Below are 25654 nucleotides of genomic sequence, written 5' to 3' on the forward strand. Positions count from 1 at the left end.
ATCCGCAGCCAGGGTCCGGTATCGACCCGGCAATGAACGTAGTCCGGCGGCGCGTCGGACAGGACGACGGCCCCGCCGCTGATCCGCCCCTCTGCGTCGAGTTCCATGCCGCTGCTGGCGGGCGTGATCGGCCGCGTCGCGACGCGCCGGTCCGCCGGGCTGGTGATCAGCACGAAGGGCGTGGTCCGGTCGAGGGCTCGGAAGCGCCAGCTTGTCACCGGGCCATCGCTGGCGTCGACCGCGTAGCCGACCGAGCCGTCCTCGTTCTGCCCGACCGAGCGCGCGGCGGCGTAGAGGGTCCGGCCGTCCGGGGCGAGCTCGTTGTAATGGGTGTGGCCCATCTCAACGAGGCGGACCCGGGTCCCCCAGAACAGGCCGCCGATATCGAGGCGCTCGTCCGGCTCGCGCAGGTCGTCCGGATAGGCGTGCATGAACACGGCGCAGGGGATTTTCCGCGCGGCGGCGTCGGTGAGCTGCGCGCTCAGCCACTGTGTCTGCGGGCGCCCCAGCCGGAAATCGAGCCCGATCGCCTTCCGGCCGAAGCCGGGACTGATCATGTCGACGAACAGGCAGCGCACGCCCTGGATATCGGCGCTGGCGCAGTAATGCGGGATCGGCAGGATCGGCCAAGTCTCCGGGCAGCCGGAGGGCGGCTGCTCCAAATCCCAGATCATCGGCGCCGGCAGCCGGGCGCCCAGGCTCGCCGCAAAGGCATGGAAATCATCCATCCGGCCGTGCTGGCGGTCGTGATCGCCGGGGATCAATTGCACCGGCAGGTCCGGGTGACGGTCCAGCGCGGCCTTCAGGATCTGGTATTCCGCGGCGTAGCCGTTCTCGGCGAGATCGCCCGGCAGGTACACGAAGTCGAAGAGGCCGTGCGGGACCAGGGTGGCGATCTGGTCGAGGATCGCATTCAGGTCGCGGGCATTCTGAGCCTCGGCATCCTGCAGGTGCAGATCGCCGACATGCAGAAAGACGAGCGGGTCGCGCCGGTGGGCGGCGGTGTCGGACATTGGGCGCTCCCCTCCGCCTCTCAGGCGCTGGCCGGTACGGCCGGGGGCAGGCTGCTGCCGCTACCGGGGGTGCCGGTCGCAGTTTCCCCGCCCCGGGTCTCGGGCATCAGCGTCAGGTAGAGGATGAAGCCGAGCCCGGCGATCGCCGCCAGCGCCAGGAACGCCGTCGAATACCCGGCCGACACGATGATCAGGCCGGCCAAGGTGGCGCTGACCGAGGCGCCGACCCCCTGGGCCGTGGCGACGGCCCCCTGGGCGACGTTGAAGCGGCCGCCGCCCCGGGTCAGGTCGGCCACGACGATCGGGAACAGGGCGCCGTAGATGCCGGCTCCCACCCCGTCGAGGAGCTGGACGCCCACCAGCCAGAACGGGTTGTCCGAGAGGGTATAGAGCACGCCGCGCAGGGCCAGCACGGCAAAGGCCGCCAGGAAAATCGGCTTGCGCCCGATGATGTCGGCCCGGGCGCCGACGAAGACCGCCACCGGCACCATCACGCATTGCGCCGCGACGATGCACAGGGCGATCAGCGAGGTCGCGTGGTCCTTGCCGGAGAGATGGGTGAGGAGCTGCCCGACCGAGGTCAGCATCGCGGCGTTGGACAGGTGGAAGATCGCGCAGAGCACGGCGAACAGCATCAACGGCTTGTTCTGCAGCAACGTCGCAAGGCCCGAGGGCTTCTCGTCAGCCTTGGCCTCCGCCTCGGTCATGCCTCGGGCGAGGTCGTCGTCGATGGCATCCGCCGGGACCAGCAGCATGGCGCCGATCGAGAGCGCGGCCAGCACGCCCATCAGCCAGAAGACCACGATCGGGCCGAAGAAATAGGCCAGGCCGCCGGCAATGGCCGCGGACACCGCGTTGCCGGCGTGGTTGAAGCCCTCGTTGCGACCGATCCGCTTGGCAAACAGTTTCGGGCCGACCACGCCGAGGGTGATCGCGGCCAGGGCCGGCGGGAAGATCGTCCCGGCCACGCCCGCGATCGATTGCGTCGCGGTGACGAGATAGAAGTTCGCGATGAACGGCAGGATCAGGCAGCTCGCCGTCACCGCGATGGCGCCGCCGATCACCACGGCGCGCTTGTGGTTGGTGGCGTCGATCAACGCGCCGGCGGGCGTCTGCGCCACGAGGCCGAGGATGCCCGCGATGGTCATGACCAGGCCGGTGGTGGCCTCGTTCCAGCCCTGGTCCGGGCCCCGGACGGCGATCAGGTAGATGGCCAGATAGGGCCCGAGCCCGTCGCGCACGTCGGCGAGGAAGAAGTTGAGGGCGTCGAGGCCGCGCAGGGCTTTGGTGGAGGGAGTCCGGACGGTCGCGCCGCGCGCCGCCGCTCCGGTATCGGTCCTGTCCATCCTGCCCTTGCCTCCACGCGACTGCCGTCGCAACCGAACCCGATCCGGGCCGGCACGTGACGAGCTTGACGCCCGCTTAATCCATCGGTTCCCTGGAATTGTTCGAGGAGACCCGTCCCGGCACGATTATCAAGGGTGTGAGTGGTTTAACCCACGTCCGATTCGTCCGATGCGTCGGGATTTGCGACATCCACCGTCGGTTCTGCGGACAGGTCCGTGCCAGGCGCTCCGAGGCCGTAGCGCTCGATCTTGGCGTAGAGAAGTTGCCGCTGGATGCCGAGGCGGCGGGCCGCCCGGGCACGGTTGCCGTCCGCCTCCCGCAGGGCGACGGCGATCATGGTCCGCTCCAGGCGGGCGACGGCGCCGGGCAGGTCGCCGGCCAGCCAGTCCGCCGGCAAGCCGGCCTCCTCGGACCGCGAGGCCGGCCGGCCGGTGGGCAGGTCAACGGCATCGGCCGCGATCACCGCACAACGCACCAGCACGGCGGCGCGCTCGACGGTGTTGCGCAATTCGCGGACATTGCCCGGCCAGCCATAGGCCAGCAGGCGGGAGGCGGCGCCCGCGCTCAACCGCTTGCCCGAGGGCCCGAGGAAATGCTCGGCCAGGGGCACGATGTCGGCCAGGCGCTCGCGCAGGGGCGGCAGCAGGATCGGCACGACGTTGAGGCGGTAATACAGATCGGCGCGGAACCGGCCCTGGTCCACCAGCACCGGCAGATCGCGGTGGGTGGCGGCGATGAGACGGACATCGACCCGGGCCGAGCGGCCGCCGAGCGGCGTGACCATCCGGTCCTGGATCACCCGCAGGATCTTGGCCTGCATGGGCGGCGGCATGTCGCCGATCTCGTCGAGGAACAGCGTGCCGCCTTCGGCCTGGTGGAACGCGCCGGCCCGATCGCCGACGGCCCCCGTGAAGGCGCCGCGGACATGGCCGAACAGCTCGCTCTCCAAGAGGTCGGGCGGGATCGCCGCGCAATTGACCGGCACGAACGGCCGGCCCCGGCGGGCGGAATAGGCGTGCAGCGCGCGGGCGACCTCTTCCTTGCCGGTGCCGGTCTCGCCCTGGATCAGCACGGTGGAGTCCGTGTCGGCCACGAGTCCGATGGTCTTCTGGACCCGACGCATGCCGGCGCTCGACCCGATCAGCCCGCCCTCAGGGACCGTATCCCCCGGGTCCGGCCGCGCGCTCGCGAGCATCGCGTCGAGGACCGCGGCGAGGTCGGAGCGGCCGACGGGCTTGGTCAGGTGGTCATGCGCCCCCAGGCGCATCGCCTCGATGGTGTTGGCCGGGCTCGCAAAGGCGGTGAGCACCGTGACGGGGGGGCGATCCGGCAGGGCGCAGATCCGCGCCAGGGTCGCCATGCCGTCGAGGTCGCCGGGCATCCGCAGGTCGAGGAATATCGCGGCCACCGGACCCTCGCGCAGGCGCGCCAGGGCCTCGACGCCGGAGGCGGCCGGCAGGGGCGTGTGGCCGAGATCGGCCACGGTCTCGGCCAGCCCCTCCCGCAGGGCGGAATCGTCGTCGACGATCAGGATGGTCGCCATGGCAGGTCCAGCACGAAGGTGGTCTCAGGCGCGTCGTCGATGAGCCCGACCGTACCGCGATGCGCCAGCGCGATCTCGCGCACAATCGCGAGACCGAGCCCGGTCCCGTCCGGCCGGCCGGTCACGAACGGTTCGAACAGCCCGGCGCGGATCGCGGGATCGATCCCCGGGCCGGAATCCGTGACCCGCAGGTGCAGGCGCACCATTCCGTCGACCGTCACCCGCTCGGCGCCGAGACGGACCGTCCCGCCCGGGGGCGTGTGCTGAAGGGCGTTGAGCAGCAGGTTGTCCAACGCGCGGGCGACCTGGACGCCGTCGATCTGCGGACGCTCGGCCCCGGGCAATCCGTCCGCCTCGATCGCGACCCGAACGGCACGGGCCTTGGCCAGATCCTCGTGCAGATGCGCGCAGTCGGCGAGCAGGGCGGCGATGTCGGTGGGGGTACGCGCGAGCGTGCGGGCCTGGGTGAGGTTCAGGAGGTCACGCAGCAGGTGATCGACCCGGGCGATCTGGCCGAGGACGCTCTCCAGCGCCACGGTGGCGCGGGCCGGATCGCCGCTGACCAGGGCATTCTCCGCCTTGAGCCGCATCGCCGCGATCGGGTTGCGGATCTCGTGGGCGATGCTGGCCGCGAGCCGGCCGACCGCGGCCAGGCGCTCGGCGGCGACCACCCGGGCGCGGGCCTCCCGCAGGCGCCCGCCCGCGGCGTTGAGGGCGTCGACCAGACGGTCGAGTTCGCGCTCTCCGGTCGGGGCGAGGCGGGGCAGGTCTTCGCCGTCCGGCCGCGGCGCCCCCGGGGCGGCCTCGACCCGGGCAATCCGGCCCGAGAATCCGTACAGGAACCACCCGAGGAAGGCCGCCGAGCCCAGCACGGTCACGGCCAGGAAGCCGAGGCCGGCCAGGAAGCGGGTATAGGCCGGGCCGTCGTTGACGTGGGCGCGGCCCATGGTCCAGGCGGTCAGCCCGGGTTCGGGACCGTGCAGGGGGCAGCCCTGGACCAGCAGCACCTGCGTCCGGCTCGGTCGGCGGATCGCCACGGCGTGGTCGACCCGCAGGGCCTGGGCGTTCACGGCGGCGATGCTGTCGCGCTCCGCCTCGGGGAGGTCGGTCTTCGGCCCGGTGCCCTCGTAGGTGGGATACGCGTAGGCGAGCGACCCGTCCGTGGCGCTCCAGACACCGCCCTCGATGCCGGGATAGGCGTCGAGCGCCGCCGCGACGGTGGGACCGAGGTCGGCGCGCGCGATGCCGCCCACGCTGCGGCGGCCCAGGGCGGCATAGCGGTCGATGATCTCCCGGCAGGCGCGCCCGACCGCGACCTCGGCCTGGGCGACCTTGCCCGCGGTGGACTGGCTGTAGAAGCCGAACATCAGGTAGGCGGTGGCCGCCGCCGAGGCCAGCAGCAGGACCCACAGGGCGAGCAGTCGGGCGCGCAGGCTGTAGGCCGTCACGGTGCAGGTTCCTCCGAGGGCTGAGCGCAGCGCGGCCCCGGCTCAGCGGATATCCGGGTGGGCACCCTGTGGAAACGGTGGCAGAGTCCATCGGGATCGGAAACGTCGGCTGGACCGCGCGGCGATTGCGCGCTTCTGTCGAAGCGTTCTGCGTATCCGCTGCCGGAGACGGATGGTGTCACAGTCTCTCGTCGATCGGGCGACGCTCGACGAACTCGAAGGTGTCATCGGCACCGACAAGCTCACGCGCTTGGTCGATCGCTTCACGGCGAGCCTCGCCACGGCCTTCGACGGCGCGGACCGGGCCGAGGCCGATTACGCCCGCGAGGCCCATACCCTGGTGTCGATGTCCGGCATGCTGGGCTGCGCAGATCTGTCCCAGGCCTGTCGGGACTTCGAGCAGGCGGTGAAGGGCGGCGGCACCGACCTCGCGGCTCGGCTCGCGGCGCTTCGAAGCCTGCGTGACGCCACCGTCGCGGCCCTGCGGGATCTTCGCGAGGACACGCCGGCCGTCCGATAGGGCTCACCCGGCGATGACGGCGGCCAGCGGGGCTTCGAAGGTCAGCACGGCGCCGGTGGTCGGATAGCTCAGCTGCGCCGTTCCGCCGAAGCTGTGGGCGAGGCTGCGGGCGATCAGGCGCGTCCCGAACCCGGTGCGGGTGGGCGGGCTGACCGGCGGGCCGCCGACCTCCTCCCAGCGGAACCGCAGGGTGGTGCCGTCATCCGTCTCAGCCACGGTCCAGGTGATCATCACCTGCCCGTCGGGCACCGAGAGCGCGCCGTACTTCGCGGCGTTGGTGCCGAGCTCGTGCAGCATCAGCGCCAGGACCATGCCGTGGCGCGGGCCCAGCGTCACATCGGCGCCCTCGACCCGGAACCGGCCCGAGACGCCATCGCCGTGGAGCGACACCGCCCCCTCGACCAGCCCGACCAGGGAGGCCGCCGCGAAGGAGCCCTGAAGCAGCACGTCGTGGGCCTGGGCCAAAGCCAGCAGCCGGGCGGCGAGGGCCTCGCCGGCGGCCTCCAGGGAGCCGGCGTTGCGCAGGGTCTGCGCCGCCACCGCCTGGACCATGGCCAGGGTGTTCTTCATTCGGTGGGACAGCTCCTGCATCAGCAGGGTCTGGCGCGCCTCGGTGAGCTTGAGTTCGGTGATATCCCGGGATGCCGCCAGGACACGCTCCGGGTGGCCGTGCTGCCCGCCGACCGGCGTCACCGCGATGTCCCACCAGGTCGCCGACCGACCGGTCTCGAGCTTCGCCTGGAAGCGGCTCGCCCCACCGAGCCGTGCCTTGGCGAGCGCAGCGGCGACCGCGTCGCGATCCTCGTCGCGGCTCCAGATCTCGATCCAGGGGCGGCCGATCGTGCCGGCGGGATGACGGCCGCAGAGGCCGGCCGGGCCGTTCTCGCCCGCGGTGATGAGGATCCCGTCGCGATCCAGAACCTCCAGGACGTCGGCGGCCACCTGCAGCATCCCGGGGGCGATCAGCTCGCCGGCCCAGGACGGCGCGGACCAGGTCTCGACGCGGCCGGATTCCGGATGGTGGAGCGCGTGTGATGCGTGTGCCGGCGAGGGGCCGCGCCCGAGGCGGCCGGCTTCCACGCGGCTCGCGGCCTCGATGATGCGGCCGAGCCGCCGGCTGCGCTGCCGTTCCGTATCCGCCTGCCCGGTCGCCTGCATCAGCAGGGCCCGCAGGCGCATATTCTCGGCTTCGAGCGCGGCGAGGCGTCGGTCCGTCCCGTCCGCACGCGGCACCACGAGGCCCGCATCCATCCCCAGCCCCCTTCCCAGCAATCCTCCTCCGTGGCGCCCGCGCGCGACGAAAGACCCACCGAAGACGAGGTGCGGCGACGCGCTGTCGAGGCTCGGAGGCGCCGGCGGATCGAACCGCTTCTGGTGGCGCACTCCGATCGCAACCTCGCGAATCGAAGGGTGCCCGAGGCTAGCACGATATCTGCGGTAATCAAATGAACTGTGTATTCGTCATCGCCCGGCAACTAGAACGGCTGATCCAGGCGAATACGAAATACGTCACTTGTTTCGCATCAGCAGCACGAGCCAGCCGATGCCGAGGATGAAGATCACCAGCCCGATCGAGATGAAGACCGGCGTGCCCATGTCGATCAGCCGCGGCGCCAGCTGGGTGGCAAAGGCCGCCACCACCAGGGCGACCGCGACCCGGGCGGCGGCGCGCTCGATGCCGCGGGTCACCTTGTCGAGGCCCTTGATCTCGATCTCGACGGTGACGCGGCCCTGCTTGAGGCGCACCAGCATCAGGTGGATCAGGGTCGGCAATTCGGAGGCCGCGCCGTAGAGGCCGACGCCGAGCGCCTCGGCCTTCTGCTTGAGGGCGCCCAGCGAGAACTGCGTCTGCATGCTCGCCTTGACGGTCGGACCGGCCGCCGCGAACAGATCGAAATCGGGATCGAGGTGGCGCATCACGCCGTCGGCGGTCACCAGGCCCTTGAACAGGATCGCGAGATCGGTGGGCATGGCGAGATCGTTCTCGCGGGCCATGTTCATGAAGTCGGTGAGCACCAGTCCGAGATTCAGCGGAATCGAGGAATGACTCTCCACGAAGGACGTGGCCGAGACCTGAAGCTTGGTCAGGTCCGGGTTGCTGGTACCGGTCCAGTCGAGCAGCACGGCCATCAGGCCGTCCGCATCCTGCTTGAGCATGGCGCCGATCAGCACCAGCAGCTGCGAGCGCCGCCGCTGCGACAGCCGGCCGATAATGCCGAAATCGATGAAGCCGATCTTGTTACCCGGCAGGGCCAGCATGTTGCCCGGGTGCGGATCGGCGTGGAACACGCCCTCGATCAGCGCCATCTGCAGGAAGGCGTCGGTGCCCTTCTGGGCGAGCAGCTTCTTGTCGAGCCCGGCCGCGCGGAGCGCCGCATCGTCGTTGGGCGGAATGCCGTGGATGAAGTCCTGCACCAGCACCCGCTCGGAGCAATATTCCCAGTGGATCTTCGGGAAGACGATGTCGTCGCGGTCTACGAAGATCTGCGCCAGGAGCTCGCAATTGCGCGCCTCGTTCAGCAGGTCGAGCTCGCCGTTCAGGCCGTCGGCGAGGTGGCGCATCTGCTCGCGCGGCTGGTAGCGGGCCATGTCCGGCCACTCGTTCTCGACGATCCGGGCGCCATGGGCCATCAGGCGCAGATCCGCCTCGATGATCTTGCGCAGGTTCGGCCGCAGGACCTTGACGATCACGTCCTCGCCCGAGTGCAGGCGGGCCCGGTAGACCTGGGCGATCGACGCGGAGGCGATCGGGTTGGTGTCGAACTCGGCGAACACCTCGTTGGGCGGGGCGCCGATATCCTGCTCGAGCTGCGGGCCGATCTGCTCCCACGACACCGGTACGACCTGGCTGTGGAGCTTCTGCAGCTCCTCGGTCCAGGCCGGCGACAGCAGGTCCGGGCGGCTCGCCAGGACCTGACCGAACTTGATGAAGGTCGGGCCCAGGGCCTCGATCGCGCGGCGCAGGCGCTCGGGCTCGGACAGGCGGGTGACGTCGACCCGGGGTCGGCGCCGCGGCAGCAGGGGCAGGTAGCGCAGCCCGAGGCGGTCCACGACGCGGGTGACGCCGAAGCCGATCAGGATCGACGCGATCTCCGACAGCCTCTGACGGTCGCGGGCGGCAACGAAGGCTGTCTTCAGCATGAAGGGGGCGATCCGTTCGGACACGATTGGGCGTCCGGACAGCACGAGCATAAGGACTTTTTTGCGGTCGCGAAGCCCCGGATACCCCTGGCGGCGACAATAGACCCCGCGCTGAGGAAGGCCCATTGCCATTCGGCCGGAGCACGTCGCGCCGCAGCTTACAGGCATCAGGTTCGTTGCGACGGCCGCCGAACCGCTCCTAGGACAGGGCGCGCTCCCAATCCTGCCGGCCATGCAGGTCGCGAACGATCAGGATAGCCGCTCCGTCCTCGATGTAGACGATCATATGCGCCTGATAGGGATGAAGCCGCACGGGCGGCTCGAATTCGGGCCGCTCGCGCGCCATACGAGGATTCGCAGCAAGCGTCCGGAATGTGTCGAACAGACCGTTCTGATAGCGTTCGGCTTGAGGCACGCCAAAGTGAAGCGCGCCCGTTGCGTAGGCTTCGGCAATGTCCTCGTCGGCTTGCGGCGATGTCCGGAAGATCATCTCGCCTGCATGGCCGCCAATCTCTCTCGCCCAAGCTGGCGGATCTCTTCCTCCGAACGACCGCTGACGCCGCTAGCCAGGCCCTCATCGATCCGCCGTTGCAAGTCTCCGAGCTTGGCAAGCCGGTCCTGGTCCCGTCGGATCAGGTCGCGGACATAATCACTGGCATTGGCGTAGCGGCCCGTTTCGGCTTGGGCCTCGACCCACGCTTTCATGGGATCGGGGAGGGACACATTCATGGTGGCCATACCGGCACCTCCTCGGATCACGGTGCCGGACAATGACAAAGATTGTCAATTCTGTGCTTGGTGACGGGCCGGCGCCTTCGCCCGAGTCGGTCTGCGCGCGAGGTCCCGCTCTCCCCCGGTACGATAGGAGAGCCGCTGCCGGAAACCTAACGCTGGAGCGTCAGATGCGCGGAGCCGCCGGCAGGGTCGCGACGACCGCCGGCCGCCGCGCGTCGCCGAAGCGGGCATTGACCACCAGCAGCGTCACGACCACGGCCGAGAGGGCGAGCGCGGCCAGGAAGTACAGGCCGGCCTCGAAGCTGCCGGTGGCCTCGCGGATCCAGCCGACCATCGAAGGGGCGACGAAGCCGCCGAGATTGCCGATGCAGTTGATCAGCGCGATGCCGCCGGCGGCGGCGCTGCCGCTCAGGAACACCGAGGGCAGCGTCCAGAACGGCGCCTTGGCCCCGTAGAGGCCCGCGGCCGCGAGCGCCATGAACGCCACGGCCCAGAGCGAGCCGGTGGCGAAGCCGGCGAGCGCCAGCCCGGTCGCGGTCAGGCCAAGCGCCGTCGCCAGGGTGATCCGGCGGTCGTCGTAGCGATCGGAGATCCAGCCGACGGTGAGGCCGCCGACCACGCCGAACACGTAGGGGACGGCCGTCATCAGGCCGGTCTGCATGTCGGACAGGCCGGTGCTCTTCAGGATCTGCGGCAGGAAGAACGCCAGGCCGAGATTGGCGCCGGTATTGGCGAAGTAGATGAAGGACAGCGCGATCAGCCGCGGGTCCGAGAGGGCCGCCCGCAGGCTGGTCCCGTGGGCGCCGGCGACGCTGCTTTGCTCGGAATCGATCAGGGTCTGCAGCGCGGTGCGGTCCTCCGGGGCGAGCCAGAGCGCGTCCTTGGGCCGGTCCGGGATCAGCGCCAGGAACACGAAGCCGAACAGGGTGGTCGGGATGCCCTCCAGCAGGAACAGCCACTGCCACCCCTTGAGACCCAGGGTGCCGTCGAGCTGCATGATCGTGGTCGAGAGCGGGGCGCCGATCGCGAGCGAGACGGGGATGCCGACCGCGAAGGCGCCGAAGATCCGGGCGCGATACGCCTTCGGGAACCAGTAGGTCAGATAGAGGATCACGCCCGGGTAGAACCCGGCCTCGGCGGCGCCGAGCAGGAAGCGGAGGATCAGGAAGCTGGTGGCGCCCTGCACGAACATCATGGCGGCCGAGAGCAGGCCCCAGGTGATCATGATCCGGGCGATCCAGCGCCTTGCGCCGACCTTCTCCAGGATCAGGTTGCTCGGCACCTCGAAGATGAAATAGCCGATGAAGAAGATCCCGGCGCCGAGCCCGAACACCGCCGGGCCGATGCCAAGATCGGCGTTCATCCGCAGGGCCGCGAAGCCGACGTTGATCCGGTCGATATAGGCCATGACGTAGCCGACGAAGAGCAGCGGCATCAGCCTGAAGAACACCTGCCGGACGATCCGGTCCTGTTCGCTGGCGATCATGGTGTCCTCGCTGTTTTCTGGGTTCTTTTGTCTTTGCGCCGTCATCGGGAGCGTAGCGGAGCGATCCAGTGCAGCGCGCGATCTTCGAACGATGCGTGTCCCTGGTTTGCGTCGCTGCGCTCGCAATGACGGTGGAGGCGTCTCGCGCCTTCTCAGAAAGCCGGCTCGAGGCCGCTGGCACGGTAGGCGTCCGCCGCCTCCGGCGTGGTCAGCCCGGCGAGGAAGCGCAGGGCGCCGTCCCGGTCGGCGACGCCGCGCAGGATCGCGGCCGAGAAGGTCGTCACCTCCTGCACGGGCTCCGGGAACGGCCCGACCACCGCGATGCCCGGCACGACCATCAGCTCGCTGATCTGCTGGACCGCGATGTCGGCCTCGCCCGAGACCAGCTTTTCCGCCGTAAAACCCTGCGGGATGATCGTCGCCCGGGCGTTCACCGCATCGGCCAAACCGAGCCGCGGCAGCAGGCCGGCGAAGTAGATTCCGCTGGCACCGGTGCGCGAATAGGCGACGGAGCGCGCCGCGACGAGGGTCCGCTTGAGCGCCTCGACGCTTCCGATGTCCGGGTGCGCCGCCCCGGCCTTCACGGCGATGCCGTAGCGGGAGCGCACCGCGTCGACCCGGGTCTCGGGCTCGACTTTTCCCGCGGCGATCAGCCGGTCCATGGCGTCGGAGAGCACGAACACCGCATCGGCGGTCTCGCCGGCCTCCAGCGCCTTCATGATCACCGCGGTGGGCGCCCAATCGATCGCCGCCCGGCCGCCCGCCGCCGCGAAGGCGGGGACGACATGGGCGTCGAAGGCGCCCCGCACCACCAGGGCGCATTTCAGCTTCGTCGCGCGCTGCTCGTCCGCCATGCCGGCTCCCATCGTCTCGGATCCTGTGCTCACCGGGCCGGCAGCTCGGCGCGGGAATAGTCGAGGGCGGTGAAGCCGCCGCCCTGGTAGCGCTCGATCACGGGATTGCCGCTGGTCTTGGCTTCGAGCGCCGGCGCGTAGGGATCGGCGCTGTCCTGCGGCGCCCAGCCGATCACGGCGCGGCCGTCCCGGCGCCACCAGGTCATCTGGCTGTTGTGCGAGGCGCCCCAGATCGCCACCGTTCTCTTCGGCCCGAGGCTCGGGGCCAGGGTGGCGCGGGCGACCACGCGGGTCATGTCGGCGTAGGACAGCCAGGTCGCCAGCATCCGGGCGTCGGTGGGCTCCGGGAAGCAGGAGCCGATGCGCAGGAAGACGCTCTCGACCCCGTGCTTGTCCCGGTACAGGCCGCCCATCAGCTCGCCATAGGCCTTGGACAAGCCGTAATAGCCGTCCGGCGCCAGGGCGCAGTCGTCGTCCAGCACCTCGGTCCGCTCGTGGAAGCCGATCGCGTGGTTGGAGGAGGCGAACACCATCCGGGCCCCCTCCCGCCGGGCCGCCTCGTAGGCGTGGTAGAGCCCGCGGATGTTGGGGCCGATCACGGTCTCGAACGGGTGCTCCACCGAGATCCCGCCGAAATGCAGGATCGTGCCGCAGCCCTCCGCCAGCCGCAGGATCGCCGGGCCGTCCTCCAGGTCGGCGCGCTGGAAGCGCGCGCCCTCGGGCAGCGGGTCGGGGAAGGGCACCCGGTCGGTCAGGCGCAGCGTCCAGCCCTGGGCGCCGAGCGCCTTCGTCAGCACCCGCCCGAGGGCGCCGGAGGCTCCGGTGAGCAGGACGGGTTTTTGGGGGATCGCGTCGGTGGGGTCGCGCATCGAGTTCGCTCCGGGATCAGGCGGTCTTCACCGCGTTGAGGGGCGGGGCCGCCTGCGGGCTGTGCGGGCGCTTCACGAAGATCGCCATCGCGACGACACCGGCGGCCGCGATCAGGGCGGCGATGACGAAGGCGCTGGCGTAGCCGCCGAGATACTGCACGGCGAATCCCGTCGCGGTCGGCCCGATGATGCCCGAGATGTTGCTCAGCAGGTGGATGAAGCCGCTGACCCCGCCGACCCGCGCCTCCGGCACCAGCTCGTGGATCGTCGCCCAGCAGGATTGCACCGAGCTCGTCAGCATCAGCACCGCCAGCGCGATCAGGGAGACCGCCACCGTGGCGTTCGGGGCGGCGTTGACGGTGATCAGCGCGATGCCCGCGATGGCGAGCGGCACGATCGTGGTGATCTTCCGGGCCGCCAGCTTGTCGTCCATGCGCTTGTACAGCAGGTCGGCGACGATGCCGCCGCCGACATAGCCGACGAAGCCGCAGGCCCAGGGGATCGACGCCACGAACGCCATCTGCTGCACCGGCATGTGCAGGGCGTCGGTGAGGTAGCTCGGGAGCCACGAGAGGAAGATGTACAGGGTGTAGTTCACCGCGAACATGCCGAGCCCCAGCGACAGGGTGCTCGGCAGGAACAGGTAGCCGCGCAACGACCGTTCGTGGTCGGAGGCGGCGAGATGCGACACGGCCCGGCTGCGCTCGACGAGGTCGATCTCCTCCGCCGAGACCCGGGGATTGTCCCGGGGGCGGTCGGTCATCAGGATCCGCCACGCCACCACCCAGATCAGGCCGACGGCGCCGATGGCGACGAAGGCCACCCGCCAGCCGTACTGGATCGCCAGGAGCCCGACGACGGGGGCCGCGATGGCGCTGCCCACGGTCTGGCCCGAGAAGGTGAAGCCGATGGTCCGCGCCGTCTCCTCGCGGGGGAACCAGGTGGTGATGGTGCGGTTCGTGGTCGAGTTCATCGGCCCCTCGGCGAAGCCGAACAGGGCGCGGACCACGAACATCTGGGCGAAGCCAGTCACCGCGCCGGTGAGCATGCACAGGACCGACCAGGCGGTCGCCGCCCAGGTGTAGACGCTGCGCGGGCCGTAGCGGTCGGCGAGCTGTCCGCCCACGAAGGCGAACAGGGCGTAGCCGAAGAAGAACGTGCTGAAGATCACCCCCAGCTCGGAGGGCGACAGGTTGAGGTCCTGCTTGACGAAGGGCGCGGCCACGCCGAGCGCGGCGCGGTCCATGTAGTTGATGGTCCCGGCGATGAAGAGCAGAGCCGCGATCAGGAACCTGTATCGTTTGGCAAACATCGGGCTTCCTCCGGTATCGTCATGTTTTTGTTTTGTATTTTTATAGGAACGCGATCGTGCAGGGGCTCGGGCTCTGGCGTGAACCCGTCCGGGTGAGGTCGCCGCTGCCCGGGTCGATGGCGAACGCGACCAGGCTGTCGGCCTGCTCGTTGGCGACCAGCAAGTGGCGTTCATCCGGCGTGAGGGTCATGAAGCGCGGGTCCCGGCCGCCCGATGGCGTCCAGCCGGCCGGTTCGAGGCGGGCGCCCTCCACCCGGAAGCGCGCGATCCCATCCTGGCCGCGGTTCGAGGCGTAGACGAAGCGCCCGCAGGGCGTGACCACGATCGCCGCCGCGGTGCTGGCGCCGAAGAAGTCCGCCGGCAGCGTCGGCACCAGGTGGACCGGTGTGAGTGTTCCGGTCTCCGCATCCCACCGGCAGGTGGCGACGGTGGAATCCAGCTCGTTGACGAGGAAGGCGAGGGTACCGCCGGGGTGGAACGCGATGTGGCGCGGGCCGGCGCCCGGGCGCAGCACGGCCTCGGAGACGATGCCCAGGCGGTCGCCGTCGAGGCGCAGGACGAAGACACGGTCGAGGCCCTTGTCGGGCACCAGCACGTGGCCTCCCTCCGGCGAGAGGACCACGTGGTGCGGGTGGGCGCTGGCCTGCTCGGTCCGGTGCGGGCCGGGCTCGCCCGGCATCGGCAGGACCTGTGCGGCCGGCTCCAGCCTGCCATCGGGGCGCAGGGGCATCAAAGCCACCGAGCCGCTGGCGTAGTTGGCCACGATCAGGAACCGCCCGCTCGGGTCGAGCGCCGGATGGACGCTGTTGGTGCCGCCGGTCTCCGCGCTTCCGAGGCTGTGCAGGGTGCCGTCCGGCGCGACCGCGAAGGCGGTGGCCGCCGCACCGTCGCCCTGGACGGTGTAGAGCACCGAGCGGGCCGGATCGGCGACCAGGAAGGACGGGTTCTCCAGCCCGTCGACCCGGCCGAGATGGGTCCAGTCGTCGAGTTCGGCCCCGACGCGGTAGATGTCGATGCCCTGGCCCCGCGCCCGGCGGCGCGCGGTGGTGAAGCAGCCGACGAAGGCGAGGCCGAGGGGAGGGCGGGGCGCGTCGTCGGTCATGCCGGTCTCCGGGTCAGCTTCGCCGCGGGACGCGGCGCAGGAAGTCCGGGTTCAGCTCGGTCAGGCGGTTCACGCCGATCAATGCCATGTCGCGGTTGAGCTCCTCCTTGAGGATCCGCATGGCGTGCTCGACGCCCGCCGCCCCGCCGAGCGCGGCGCCGAACATGAACGGCCGGCCGAGCAGGACGAAGTCGGCGCCCAGCGCCAGGGCCTTCATCACGTCGGTGCCGCGGCGGATGCCGCTGTCGACAATGATCTTCAGGCCGCCCTTCTTGGCGGCGATCTCCGGCAGCACGTCGAGGGGCGCGATGGCGTGGTCGAGCTGGCGGCCGCCATGGGTCGACAGGATGACGCCGTCGGCGCCGCAGCCTTTCGCGATCTCGACATCCTCCGGGGCGAGCAGCCCCTTCACCAGGAGGTTGCCGGACCAGCGCTTGCGGATCGCCTCCAGGTTTTTCCAGGAGAGCTGGTCCCGGGCGATGGTGTTGCGCACCGCGCCCTGGGACATCATCGGCGGCCCGCGGGTCGCCTCGGTATTCTCGAAATGCGGGGCGCCGTGCTTCAGGAAGGTCCGCGCGACGGTGCCCAGCAGCCAGCGCGGGTGGGTCGCGCTCTGCCACGCGACCTTGGGCGTGACCTTGATCGGCATCGAGAAGCCGCTGCGGGTGTTGTGCTCGCGGTTGCCCAAGGTCGGGGTGTCGGCGGTCACCACGAAGGTCCGGTAGCCGGTGGCCGCGACCCGGTCGAGCAGGCGGTCGATCCGGGTCTGGTCGCCGGGCAGGTAGCCCTGGAACCAGGCCTGCGGGTTCTGGGCGTAGACGTCCTCCAGCTTGATCAGCGAGGAGGCGCTGAGGATCATCGGCAGGTTCATCCGCCGGGCCGCCTCGGCGAGCACGATGTCGCCCCGATAGGCGATGAACGCGGCTCCGCCCAGCGGCCCGACCCCGAAGGGCGCCGCGTAGGTGTGGCCGAACAGCTCGGTGGCGGTGTCGCGCCCCGACGTGTTGCGCATCAGCCGGGGTACCAGGGCGTAATCCGCATAGGCGCCGCGGCTATGGGCGAGCGCCGCCCCGGTCTCGGCGCCGCCGGCGACGTATTGGAAGATCATGTGCGGCAGCAGCCGGCGGGCATGGCGCTCGAAATCGTCGAGCGCCAGCAGGTCGCGGAACCGGTAGGGCGTGACCGCGTCGCTGCGCTTGAGGCTGGTGACGAGAGCCTGCGGGCCGGCGATGCCGGGCGCCACGGCATCGGCCTGATCCACGATGGCCGAGTCCCGCGCAGCTGCCCCCGGGCCGGAAGCCGGCTGGTCGAACGTCGCCATCCGCTCCTCCCTGGATACCGGCTTGGCCCGTTGGTCTCGAGCCGTGCGGTTTTTGAAAGCGCTTTCAGATAGCCAGGATCGCCGCGGAGTGTCAATATACTGCCGGTCCCGATCGTCGGACGCGGCGTGGGCGGCCATTGCCGGGGGAGTCGCATTCCAGTGTTGGACCTGCCGGGGGAGATCTTGGAACCGCTCGCGCGCAGCCCGGTGGCGCGGGACGTGGCCCATCGGGCCGGGGTCTCCACCGCGACGGTGTCCCGGGTGCTGAACGGCTCGGCCGGGGTCCGGGCCGACAAGCGCGAGGCCGTGATGCGCGCCGCCCAGGATCTCGGCTTCGTCGCCAACGGCGCCGCCCGGGCGCTCTCGACCCGCCGGTTCATGGCGGTGGGCGCGGTGGTGCCCAACATCGAGAACGAAGCCTTCGTGCGCGTCCTGTCGAGCTTCCAGGAGCGGCTGCGCCAGGCCGGCTACACCCTGGTGGCGGCCAATGCCGGCTACGATCTCGAGGACGAACTGCGCGAGGCGACCTTTCTGCTGGAGCGTGGCGTCGACGGGCTGATGCTGGTCGGCGACATCCACCATCCGGATCTCCACGCCCGCATCGCCCGGCACGGCATCCCGATGGTGCAGACCTTCAGCCTGTCGCGCGAGCGCCCCTGCGTCGGCTTCGACAACGCCGCCTCGGCGGCTCGGGCCGCGAACTACCTCGTGGATCTCGGCCATCGCCGCATCGGCGTGATCTCCGGCCTGCGCAAGGACAACGACCGCGGCGGCGCCCGCGTCACCGGCATCGCCCAGGCACTGGCGGCGCGCGGCCTGACGCTCGCCCCCGAGCACGACATCGAGATCTCCTACGGCATCGGCGGCGGCCGCGACGGCTTCCGCCAGATGCTGGCCGGAGGGGCGCCGCCCACCGCGATCATCTGCGGCACCGACCAGATCGCCTTCGGCGCCATGATCGAGGCCCGGGCTCGGGGCCTCGACGTGCCCGGTGACCTCTCGGTGATCGGCCACAACGATTCCGACTTCGCGCCCTTCCTCGACCCGGCGCTCACCACCATCCGGATCCATTCCGCCGAGATCGGCCACGCCGCAGGCGACCACCTCATCGCCCGGATGCAGGGCCGCCCGGTGGTGCGCCTCACCGAGATCGACGCCGAGCTGATCCTGCGCGCCAGCACGGCGCCGCCGCGGAAACCGGCTCGCGACTAAGGCGGATCGGAGATATCTTGCCACCGCTTTGAAATCGCTTACAAGACGCGGAACGGCGACCGGATGCCGAACCGCGACCCATCCCGGGAGACAGCATGGCCCCCCGCATCGTCCTCCTGCACGCGACGCCCGTTGCGATGGCTCCGATCCAGGCGGCCTTCGCGGAGCGCTGGCCCGAGGCCGAGACGGTCAACCTGCTGGATGACGGCCTGTCCCTCGACCGGGCCAAGGAGCCGGGGGAGATCTCCGCGGGCATGATCGACCGGTTCGTCCGCTTCGGGCGCTACGGCCACGACATGGGCGCCAATGGCATCCTGATCACCTGCTCGGCCTTCGGGCCGGCCATCGACCGGCTGATCGAGACCGTGCCGGTGCCGGTGCTCAAGCCCAACGAGGCGATGTTCCGCGCGGCCATCGCCCAAGGGCAGCGCATCGGCATGCTGGCGACCTTCGGCCCCTCGATCGGCACCATGACCGACGAGTTCGAGGAGTTCGTCGGCCAGTCCGGCCGGACCGCGACCCTGCGCACGATCATCGTCGACGACGCCATGGCGCGCCTGCGCGCCGGCGACGCCGAAACCCACAACCGGCTGATCGCCGAGCGGGCGCCGGAGCTCTCCGAGTGCGACGCGATCATGCTGGCGCATTTCTCGACCTCCCGGGCGGCCGAGGCGGTGCGCGCGGCCGTCGACGTCCCGGTCCTGACCGCGCCCCACGCGGCGGTGGACCGGATGCGCACCACGATCGAGACGGCTGAGAGGGCCTGATCCATGAAGCTCGGTGCCTTCTCAGACCGCCTCAGCGGCCATTGCGGCTTCCTGTTCACGGAGCTGCCCTTATCCGAACGGTTCGCCGCCGCCGCCAAGGCCGGGTTCCGGGCGGTGGAGCATCCGAACCTGTTCGCGACCCCGGCTGCGGAAGTCGCGGGCTGGCTCGAGCGGGCCGGCGTGCCGCTGGTCCAGACCGGCTTTCCGGCGGGTGACGCGGCGAAGGGCGAGAAGGGCTTTGCCGCCCTGCTGGACAAGGTCGCCTATTACCGCTCCACCATCGCGCCGACCCTGGACTACGTGGAGCAGCTCGGCTGCCGGATGGTCCACCCGATGGCGGGCGTCCGGCCCGCCGGGGCCGAGCCCGCGCGGCTGTGGGAGACCTATCTCGACAACCTCGCCTTCGCGGCCGATGCCGCCAAGGTCCGCGGCATGACCGTGATCATCGAGCCGATCGGCCCGGGCTCCATCGCCGATTACGTGATCGACGACCCGCTCAAGGCCGTGGAGGCGATCCGGGCGATCGGCCGGGACAACGTCAAGTTGCTGTTCGACGCCTATCACTGCGTCTGCCTGGGCCACGACCCGACGGCGCTGATCCGGGCGCACGCGCCGCTGATCGCCCATGTCCAGATCGCCGACAATCCGGGCCGCCACGAGCCCGGCACCGGCACCATTGCGTTCGACCCCATTTTTGAGGCCCTGGAGGCGGTTGGTTATGCCGGCTTCATCGGCTGCGAATACCACCCGGCCGCCGGCACCGAGGCCGGCCTCGGCTGGATGCGGGCGGCCTCGGCGTAGGGTCGATCGCGACCGTCAGAACCTTGCCGCGACGCCGCCCATGATGGTGCGCGGCTGGCCCGGGGTGGCGTAGCGGTTCTGGAAGGCGCGGTCGTAGTAGGTCTCGTCGAGCAGGTTGTCGACGTTGAGGTAGACCCGGACATCCGGCGTGATCTGATAATACGAGATCAGGTTGACGACCGTGTAGGCGGGCATCGTGAAGGTCGACAGGGCCGTTTGGGCGGCACGCTTGCCGACGACGGTGAGCCCGCCCCCGAAGCCGAGCCCCCTCAGGTCGCCGCCCTGAACCTCGTAGACCGCCTGCATGGCGAAGCTGTTGGCCGGGATGTTGGCGAGCCGGGTGCCGACCGGGATCGCATTGTCCCGCGCCACCGCCGCGTCGAGGTAGGTGTAGGTCCCGATCGCGCGCAGGCCGGGTGCCAATTCGCCGGCCACGGTCAGGTCGAAACCGCGGCTCTGCACGACGCCGGCGGCGACGCTGAAGGCGGAATCGACCGGGTCCGTGGTCGGGACATTGGTGCGGCGGATGTCGAACACGGCCGCGGTGGCGTTGAGCCGCCCGTCGAGCAGCCCGACCTTCACGCCGGCCTCGTAGCCCTCGCCCCCCTCGAAGGCGAGGGGCTGGCCACGCCGGTCCAAGGCGGTGCTGGGCTTGAACGAGCGCGCGTAGTTTCCGTAGACCGAGACCGCGTCGGACAGGTCGTAGACCAGCCCGAAGCGCGGCAGCGCCTCCGTGCCCCGCAGGTTCGTGGTGCGGTTGGTCAGGTAGGATGTCGAATCCTGTCCGACATCCTCGACCCGGACTCCGACCAGGGCGTGCAGCCGGGGCGTGATGTCGATCTGGTCCTGGACGTAGCCCGCGAAGCTCTCCGTGTGCTGCAGGAGGTTGGTGATGGCGGGCAGGCTGCGCGGCAGCGCCTGGCCGTAGCGCGGCGCCAGGACGTCGAGCAGGAAGGGATAGGCTGCGGCGTTCGAGCGATCGAAGATCTCCCGGTAGCGATAGCGATCGTATTCGAGGCCCAGCAGCAGCGTGTGGTGCAGGACGCCGGTGTCGAACTTGCCCGCGAGATTGACCTGCAGATCGGTGTCGGACCAGGTCAGGTCACGCCATTCCAGGTTCCGGCGCAGGGTGCGGCCGTCCGGCAGGAAGCCGTTGGCGGCGGCGCCGACGCCCCAGCTCTTCAGGGACCCGCCGAGCACCTGGGCGCCGGCGGTGAGCACCCAATCCGGGTCGAACCGGTGCTCGATCCGCAGCTGGCCGAGGGCGTCCTGGACCACGCTCTGCGGCAGGCCGGGCTCGCTGAGGAAGCGCGAGCGCGGCACGTTGCGCAGCCGGCCCTGCAGGGGGACGATGCCACGGTCGAAGGTCGTGCCGGTGCTGACGAAGGCGCCTTCCAGGGTGATGGTCGTGTCCGCGCTCGGCTTCCAGGCGAGGACGGGGGCGACGTGGTAGCGGTCGCCGCTCACGTAATCGCGAAAACTACCGTTGTCCTCGACCGCGCCGGTGATGCGGGCGAGCACTTGGCCGTCCGCGTCGAGCGCCCCGGTGGCGTCGAAGGTGCTGCGCTTGGCGCCGTAGCTGCCGTACTGCGTGCCGATCGCCAGCGACCGCTCCGCCAGGGGCTGCTTGGTCACGATGTTGAAGGTGCCGCCAGGATCGCCGCGGCCGTACAGGAAGGCGGACGGACCCTTGAGCACCTCGATCCGCTCGATCGCGACGACGTCCGGTACGTTCGGGTAGCCGCGACCGATCGGGAAGCCGTTGCGATAGTAGTCGAACACCGAGAAGCCGCGGATCGTGACTTCGGACAAGCCCAGCCCGCCGAAATTGTTGGAGCGGCCAACGCCGGCCAGGTCGAGGGCGGTGTCGATCCGCGTGGCGGCGGCGTCCTCCAGCACCTGACGGGTCACCGGCACCACCGTCTGCGGGACATCGCGCAGGGGCGTGTCGGTGCGGGTGGCGCTGATCGTGGTCGCGGGGGCGTAGCCCTCCGGGGCCCGGGACGGTCCGCCCTGGCCGGTGACCGAGAGCTCCTCCAGCTGGACTTCGTGATTCGCTTCGAAAGCAGGTTCCGCAAAAGCCCAATTCGGATCGGCGATGGCAGAAACGCCAATAATGATGGTGGAAGCGGTGATTCTTGCTCTCAGACGGAGCGTATTCGGTCCAGGTTTGGTAAGATTGTACGCCACGTTCTCAAGCCAAGCTGCGTCCAGGCCGCCGAGATGTTCGAGGCGAACCGACGTGGTCAAGCCTGATCGCCGGCGGAGGCGCGGCGGAAAGCTTGGAATGACTTCGATCTGAGTGCGGGGCAGCTTACGAAGAGTCGAAGCTGCTTGAAGGCGGACCCGGCGTGTTGCTGTCGCGCAACATCGCGGCGGGCCGGTTTGCCTGAGGGCTTACCGGCCTGGCGTCGCTACGCGGGGCCGAGCAGGCGCGTCCGGCGCGCCAGCACTGCCGGCCAGACTTCCGGGTTGACCAGGCGGGGCGGGGTCTCGCCCCGCAGAAGGCCGATGATCTGGTCGGCGCCCCAGGAGGCCACGTTGCGGCGCGCCTCGTGGGTGACGCCGGCGGTGTGGTAGGTCGCCACCACCGTGTCGAGCTTGAGCAGCGCCGAATCCAGGGGCGGCGGCTCCGGCGCCCAGACGTCGAGGCCGGCCCCGGCGAGATGGCCGGAAGCCAGGGCTTCGGCGAGGGCGGCTTCGTCGTGCACGCCGCCCCGGGCCGTGGTGATGAAGAGCGCACCGGGCTTCATCGCCGCGAAGGCGTTGGCGTCGAAGCTGCCGCGGGTCGTCGCGTCGAGCGGGCAGTGCAGGGAGACGATGTCGGACTCGGCGAGCAGCTGCGCCCGATCCACCGGCTCGGCGGCCCGCGCCCGGATCTCATCCGGAGAGAGCAGCGGATCGTAGGCCAGGACCCGCATGTCGAAGCCGCGGGCGAGCTTGGCGACCTCCCGGCCGGTATGGCCGATGCCGACGAGACCCAGCGTCGAGCCGCCGATCTCGTGGCCCATCAGCGATTCCCGCGAGAAGCCGCGCGCGGTCCGCAGCAACCGGTCCGAGACGCAGATCTTGCGGGAGACGGCGAGCATCAGGCCGATCGCCAGTTCCGCCACCGAGCGGGCATTGCCGCCGACCTGATTGACCACCGCGACGCCGGCTCGCGTGCAGGCGTCCGCGTCCACCGTGTCGAAGCCTGCCCCGCCCGAGGAGACCGCGAGCAGGTTCGGGCAGCCGGCCAGCAGTTCGTCCGTCACGTGCCAGCGGCGGGGCAGCTCGTCCCGTGCCGGTGAGACGTGGAAGACGTGTGCCTGCGCCAGCAGGGCGTCCAGCGTCTCCGCCGGGCCCTGCAGGTCGCCGACCTGCAGGTCGATGTCGGGCTCGGCCCTCAGCCGCGCGTCGAAGACCGGGTTGATCCAGAGATTGAACCGGCAGACGCGCTTGAGGGCCACCGGGTCAGCCCTTCACCACCGCGTCGATGGCGTCGACCACGTGGTCGATGTTGTGGGTGTTGACCGCCGCCACGCAGATCCGGCCGGTCTCCAGCGCGTAGACCTCGTGCTCCTCGCGCAGGCGCGTGGCCTCCGCGGGGGTCAGGCCCGTGTAGGAGAACATGCCCTTCTGCGCCTTGATCGCGTCGAAGCCACGCTCCGGGTGGCGCTGCTGCAGGCTGTCGGCCATGCGCACCCGCATGGACCGGATCCGCTCGCGCATCTCGGCGAGCTCCCGCTCCCAGTCGGCGCGCAGCTCCGGATCGGTCAGCACCATCTCGACGATGGCGGCGCCGTGGGTCACCGGGTTCGAGTAGCTCGCCCGCACCAGACGCTTGGCCAGGGACTCCACCTTGGTCTTCATGGCCGGATTCTCGGCCACGATCGTCAGCGCGCCGACGCGCTCGCCGTAGAGCGAGAACGACTTCGAGAACGACGAGGCGACGAAGAATTCCTGGCCGGATTCGGCGAACAGCCGCACCGGCGCGGCATCGGCGTCGAGGCCGTCGCCGAAGCCCTGGTAGGCGATGTCGAGGAACGGGATCAGGCCGCGCTCGGCCAGAAGGGGCGCGAGGTCGCTCCACGCGTCGGGCGTCAGGTCGGCGCCGGTCGGGTTGTGGCAGCAGGCGTGCAGCACCACGATCGAGCCCTTCGGCAGGTCCTGCAGGTAGGCGCGCATGGCCGGGTAATCGACGCCGCCGGTCTCGGCCGAGAAATAGGGATAGTCGACGACCGTGAAGCCGGCCTGGCTGAACAGCGCCTTGTGGTTCTCCCAGCTCGGGTTGCTCACCGCCACGGTGGCGCCGGGATTGAGCCGGGCCAGCACGTCCGCACCGGTCTTGAGCGCGCCGGTGCCGCCGATGCTCTGGAGCGTCGCGGTACGGTTCTGCGTCAGGATCGGGGCGCCCGCGCCGAACAGCAGGGCCTGGACCGCGTCGCGGAACGGCTTGGTGCCCTCGATCGGACGGTAGGTCTTCGGCAGGCCCTTCTCGATCCAGCGCTTCTCGGCGGTCTGGACGGCGCGCAGGCGCGGCACCTTGCCGTCGGCATCCGTGTAGACCCCGACCACGAGGTTGAGCTTTTTCGTGCTCGTGTCGGCGTTGAAGGCCTCGAACAGGCGCATGATCGGGTCGAGCGGCGCGTCCTGGATGCCGGCGAACAGCGAGGTCATGATCGTCAATCGTCCCAGAGGGTCTTCGATGCGGCGCGAGCGGGCGGTTCTATCCAAAGTCGCGGGCCGGCCGACGCCCTTATTTCCCACATCGCGTCCGCCCGCCAGCGCTTCTGCGCGCGGCAGCGTCCCGATCCGCTCAGGGATGAACCGGTTTTCGGGCTCGCAACCCATTTGCGAGTCTGGTGATGTACGCTTCCCGCACGGCGTGTCTGCCCATATCGTAAAGCGATGAAACAGAGCCTCGCCCTGATCGTCGCCGGTCTCCTCGTCGCGGCACCGGCCGTCGCCCAGGCGCCGGTGCGGATCGGTCTGTCGGCGCCGCTCTCGGGGCCGGATGCCGGTTTCGGCCAGGGTCTCCGACAGGGTGCCGAGCAGGCCGTCGCCGACCTGAACCGGGCCGGGGGTGGGCGGCCGAAATTCGTCCTCGTGCCGGCCGACCGCGCCGGCGACGCCAGGCAGGCTGCCGCAACCGCTAGGAAATTCGCCGCCGACGGGGTCCGCCTCGTGGTCGGGCCATTCGAATCCGTCGCGGTCGCCGCCGCGACGCCGGTCTACGAGGAAGCCGGGGCGGTGCTGGTCACGCCGGGGGCGACCTACACGCCGCTGACCAGCCGCAGTTTCTGGAACCTGTTCCGGCTGGCCCCGAGCGACGCCCAACAGGGCCGGGCCGCGGGGGTTTATCTCGCCAAGGCGTTCGCAGGGCGGCGGGTCGCCATTCTCAACGACCGCTCGACCTATGGGCGCGGCCTCGCCGAGGCGGTGGCGGCGCAGCTGAAGGAGGCTGGCGCCCCGGAGGTGCTGTTCGACGGCTTTCCGCGCGGGACCCGCGACTTCGGCGACCTCATCGGCCGTCTGAAGGCGGCTCGGGTCGAGGCGGTGTATTTCGGAGGCTTGGCGCCAGAGGCGGCCGCCCTGGTCCGCGCTCTGCGCGAGGCCAATGTCGGCGCCGCGCTGATCGCCAGCGACGGCATCCTCGATCCGGCCTTCGCCGCCTTGGGTACCCTCGGCGAGGGGACCGTGATGACCCTGCCGCCCGATCCACCGCGCCTCCCGGATCCGAAAGCCGGCAAGGTCGCGGCGCGTGCACCCGACGCCGAAAGCGTGGCGGCCTCGGGCTACGCGGCGGTGGAGCTGCTGGCCCAGGCCCTGGAGCGCGCCCGCGCCATGGATCCGAAATCGGGCCGGATCCCGGAGGGCCGCAAGATCGCCGAGGCCCTGCGCAGCGCCCCACCGCTGCGCACGATCCTCGGCCCGGTCGGGTTCGACGCCCGCGGCGACCGGTCCGGCGGCACCGTCGCCCTGCGGGTCTGGCGCCGGACGCCGGATGGGCGCCTCGATTACGCGGGCAACGAGGTCCCGGGGCCATGAATCGCCGGACATTCATGTCCATGACTCCTGCCTCATGGCCGGGCATGACTTGCCGCGGGATCGTGTGACGACTACATGCGGGCGGCGTCGCACAGCAGGCGCGGACCGTCCGTCGGATCGGATCCGCGCCCTGCGGCGTTTCCCGAGCTTGAT

Annotated in this window: 22 protein-coding genes; 5 read left to right on the forward strand and 17 right to left on the reverse strand. The window is 70.3% G+C overall.

From position 1 onward, the window contains the following. The 4 genes from AO398_RS13100 to AO398_RS13115 form a co-directional block, all read right to left on the reverse strand. Positions 1–1013, reverse strand: a 1013-nt coding sequence (locus tag AO398_RS13100; protein WP_058192537.1) for a metallophosphoesterase, incomplete at its 3' end; no start/stop codon positions are given. A 20-nt stretch (positions 1014–1033) separates the two neighbouring features. Beyond that, positions 1034–2359 (reverse strand): MFS transporter, encoded by a 1326-nt coding sequence (locus tag AO398_RS13105; protein ID WP_058192538.1) that lies wholly within the window; start codon positions 2357–2359, stop codon positions 1034–1036. Between the two features lie 146 nt (positions 2360–2505). After that, positions 2506–3903, reverse strand: coding sequence for a sigma-54 dependent transcriptional regulator (locus AO398_RS13110; protein WP_058192540.1), 1398 nt, complete (start codon positions 3901–3903; stop codon positions 2506–2508). Next, positions 3888–5351, reverse strand: coding sequence for a HAMP domain-containing sensor histidine kinase (locus tag AO398_RS13115; protein WP_058192542.1), 1464 nt, complete (start codon positions 5349–5351; stop codon positions 3888–3890). Before AO398_RS13115 ends, AO398_RS13110 begins: the two co-directional genes overlap by 16 nt. A 172-nt stretch (positions 5352–5523) precedes the next feature. Here AO398_RS13115 and AO398_RS13120 point away from each other — a divergent pair, with 172 nt between their 5' ends. Then, positions 5524–5871 carry an Hpt domain-containing protein gene (locus AO398_RS13120; protein WP_201025759.1) on the forward strand — a complete coding sequence of 116 codons (348 nt, stop codon included), beginning with the start codon at positions 5524–5526 and terminating at the stop codon, positions 5869–5871. Between the two features lie 3 nt (positions 5872–5874). Here the strand turns inward: AO398_RS13120 and AO398_RS13125 are convergent, their stop codons facing one another. From AO398_RS13125 to AO398_RS13170, 10 genes are all read right to left on the reverse strand, one after another. After that, a complete protein-coding gene (locus AO398_RS13125; protein ID WP_058192543.1) occupies positions 5875–7122 on the reverse strand; it encodes an HWE histidine kinase domain-containing protein in 1248 nt (415 codons plus the stop codon). A 258-nt stretch (positions 7123–7380) separates the two neighbouring features. Continuing rightward, positions 7381–9012, reverse strand: coding sequence for an AarF/UbiB family protein (locus AO398_RS13130; RefSeq protein WP_058192740.1), 1632 nt, complete (start codon positions 9010–9012; stop codon positions 7381–7383). 199 nt (positions 9013–9211) lie between these two features. Further along, positions 9212–9502, reverse strand: a complete 291-nt coding sequence (locus AO398_RS13135) for a type II toxin-antitoxin system RelE/ParE family toxin (RefSeq protein ID WP_058192545.1) — start codon at positions 9500–9502, stop codon at positions 9212–9214. Beyond that, positions 9499–9750: a type II toxin-antitoxin system ParD family antitoxin gene (locus AO398_RS13140; RefSeq protein WP_058192547.1), complete on the reverse strand. Its 252-nt coding sequence runs from the start codon at positions 9748–9750 to the stop codon at positions 9499–9501. Before AO398_RS13140 ends, AO398_RS13135 begins: the two co-directional genes overlap by 4 nt. A 160-nt stretch (positions 9751–9910) precedes the next feature. Next, entirely contained in the window at positions 9911–11233 is a 1323-nt protein-coding gene (locus AO398_RS13145; protein ID WP_058192548.1) for an MFS transporter, read from the reverse strand. Between the two features lie 152 nt (positions 11234–11385). Continuing rightward, positions 11386–12087: a substrate-binding domain-containing protein gene (locus AO398_RS13150; RefSeq protein ID WP_058192741.1), complete on the reverse strand. Its 702-nt coding sequence runs from the start codon at positions 12085–12087 to the stop codon at positions 11386–11388. 29 nt (positions 12088–12116) lie between these two features. Further along, positions 12117–12956 carry an NAD(P)-dependent oxidoreductase gene (locus AO398_RS13155; RefSeq protein WP_058192550.1) on the reverse strand — a complete coding sequence of 280 codons (840 nt, stop codon included), beginning with the start codon at positions 12954–12956 and terminating at the stop codon, positions 12117–12119. A 16-nt stretch (positions 12957–12972) separates the two neighbouring features. Beyond that, positions 12973–14268 (reverse strand): MFS transporter, encoded by a 1296-nt coding sequence (locus tag AO398_RS13160; protein ID WP_058192552.1) that lies wholly within the window; start codon positions 14266–14268, stop codon positions 12973–12975. A gap of 40 nt (positions 14269–14308) precedes the next feature. Beyond that, positions 14309–15370 (reverse strand): lactonase family protein, encoded by a 1062-nt coding sequence (locus AO398_RS13165; RefSeq protein WP_058192554.1) that lies wholly within the window; start codon positions 15368–15370, stop codon positions 14309–14311. A gap of 13 nt (positions 15371–15383) precedes the next feature. Beyond that, positions 15384–16691 (reverse strand): alpha-hydroxy acid oxidase, encoded by a 1308-nt coding sequence (locus tag AO398_RS13170; RefSeq protein WP_058192556.1) that lies wholly within the window; start codon positions 16689–16691, stop codon positions 15384–15386. A 183-nt stretch (positions 16692–16874) separates the two neighbouring features. On the opposite strand from AO398_RS13170, the gene AO398_RS13175 reads away from it, so the two are divergent. From AO398_RS13175 to AO398_RS13185, 3 genes are all read left to right on the forward strand, one after another. Then, positions 16875–17903: a LacI family DNA-binding transcriptional regulator gene (locus AO398_RS13175; protein WP_244498762.1), complete on the forward strand. Its 1029-nt coding sequence runs from the start codon at positions 16875–16877 to the stop codon at positions 17901–17903. Between the two features lie 95 nt (positions 17904–17998). Next, positions 17999–18670 carry an aspartate/glutamate racemase family protein gene (locus AO398_RS13180; protein WP_058192560.1) on the forward strand — a complete coding sequence of 224 codons (672 nt, stop codon included), beginning with the start codon at positions 17999–18001 and terminating at the stop codon, positions 18668–18670. A gap of 3 nt (positions 18671–18673) precedes the next feature. Beyond that, positions 18674–19471 (forward strand): TIM barrel protein, encoded by a 798-nt coding sequence (locus AO398_RS13185; RefSeq protein WP_058192562.1) that lies wholly within the window; start codon positions 18674–18676, stop codon positions 19469–19471. 15 nt (positions 19472–19486) lie between these two features. Here AO398_RS13185 and AO398_RS13190 read toward each other — a convergent pair whose 3' ends face one another. From AO398_RS13190 to AO398_RS13200, 3 genes are all read right to left on the reverse strand, one after another. Further along, on the reverse strand, positions 19487–21589 hold the full coding sequence (locus AO398_RS13190) for a TonB-dependent receptor (RefSeq protein WP_082643276.1): 2103 nt from the start codon (positions 21587–21589) through the stop codon (positions 19487–19489). 296 nt (positions 21590–21885) lie between these two features. Further along, positions 21886–22920: a hydroxyacid dehydrogenase gene (locus AO398_RS13195; protein ID WP_058192563.1), complete on the reverse strand. Its 1035-nt coding sequence runs from the start codon at positions 22918–22920 to the stop codon at positions 21886–21888. A gap of 4 nt (positions 22921–22924) precedes the next feature. Further along, positions 22925–24130 (reverse strand): amino acid aminotransferase, encoded by a 1206-nt coding sequence (locus AO398_RS13200; protein ID WP_058192565.1) that lies wholly within the window; start codon positions 24128–24130, stop codon positions 22925–22927. A gap of 231 nt (positions 24131–24361) precedes the next feature. On the opposite strand from AO398_RS13200, the gene AO398_RS13205 reads away from it, so the two are divergent. Further along, positions 24362–25501, forward strand: coding sequence for a branched-chain amino acid ABC transporter substrate-binding protein (locus AO398_RS13205; protein ID WP_058192567.1), 1140 nt, complete (start codon positions 24362–24364; stop codon positions 25499–25501). The last annotated feature ends 153 nt before the right edge of the window (positions 25502–25654 follow it).

Origin of the sequence: Methylobacterium sp. GXS13 (assembly GCF_001455965.1) — a bacterium.
GTDB lineage: Bacteria > Pseudomonadota > Alphaproteobacteria > Rhizobiales > Beijerinckiaceae > Methylobacterium.

Bases quoted from the DNA above. Each gene is read 5' to 3' on its own strand.
- AO398_RS13140 (WP_058192547.1), bottom strand. From the start codon at position 9,750: ATGGCCACCATGAATGTGTCCCTCCCCGATCCCATGAAAGCGTGGGTC.
- AO398_RS13200 (WP_058192565.1), bottom strand. From the start codon at position 24,130: ATGACCTCGCTGTTCGCCGGCATCCAGGACGCGCCGCTCGACCCGATC.
- AO398_RS13160 (WP_058192552.1), bottom strand. From the start codon at position 14,268: ATGTTTGCCAAACGATACAGGTTCCTGATCGCGGCTCTGCTCTTCATC.
- AO398_RS13125 (WP_058192543.1), bottom strand. From the start codon at position 7,122: ATGGATGCGGGCCTCGTGGTGCCGCGTGCGGACGGGACGGACCGACGC.
- AO398_RS13110 (WP_058192540.1), bottom strand. From the start codon at position 3,903: ATGGCGACCATCCTGATCGTCGACGACGATTCCGCCCTGCGGGAGGGG.
- AO398_RS13150 (WP_058192741.1), bottom strand. From the start codon at position 12,087: ATGGCGGACGAGCAGCGCGCGACGAAGCTGAAATGCGCCCTGGTGGTG.
- AO398_RS13105 (WP_058192538.1), bottom strand. From the start codon at position 2,359: ATGGACAGGACCGATACCGGAGCGGCGGCGCGCGGCGCGACCGTCCGG.
- AO398_RS13165 (WP_058192554.1), bottom strand. From the start codon at position 15,370: ATGACCGACGACGCGCCCCGCCCTCCCCTCGGCCTCGCCTTCGTCGGC.
- AO398_RS13120 (WP_201025759.1), top strand. From the start codon at position 5,524: ATGGTGTCACAGTCTCTCGTCGATCGGGCGACGCTCGACGAACTCGAA.
- AO398_RS13170 (WP_058192556.1), bottom strand. From the start codon at position 16,691: ATGGCGACGTTCGACCAGCCGGCTTCCGGCCCGGGGGCAGCTGCGCGG.
- AO398_RS13185 (WP_058192562.1), top strand. From the start codon at position 18,674: ATGAAGCTCGGTGCCTTCTCAGACCGCCTCAGCGGCCATTGCGGCTTC.
- AO398_RS13130 (WP_058192740.1), bottom strand. From the start codon at position 9,012: ATGCTGAAGACAGCCTTCGTTGCCGCCCGCGACCGTCAGAGGCTGTCG.
- AO398_RS13180 (WP_058192560.1), top strand. From the start codon at position 17,999: ATGGCCCCCCGCATCGTCCTCCTGCACGCGACGCCCGTTGCGATGGCT.
- AO398_RS13155 (WP_058192550.1), bottom strand. From the start codon at position 12,956: ATGCGCGACCCCACCGACGCGATCCCCCAAAAACCCGTCCTGCTCACC.
- AO398_RS13205 (WP_058192567.1), top strand. From the start codon at position 24,362: ATGAAACAGAGCCTCGCCCTGATCGTCGCCGGTCTCCTCGTCGCGGCA.
- AO398_RS13135 (WP_058192545.1), bottom strand. From the start codon at position 9,502: ATGATCTTCCGGACATCGCCGCAAGCCGACGAGGACATTGCCGAAGCC.
- AO398_RS13145 (WP_058192548.1), bottom strand. From the start codon at position 11,233: ATGATCGCCAGCGAACAGGACCGGATCGTCCGGCAGGTGTTCTTCAGG.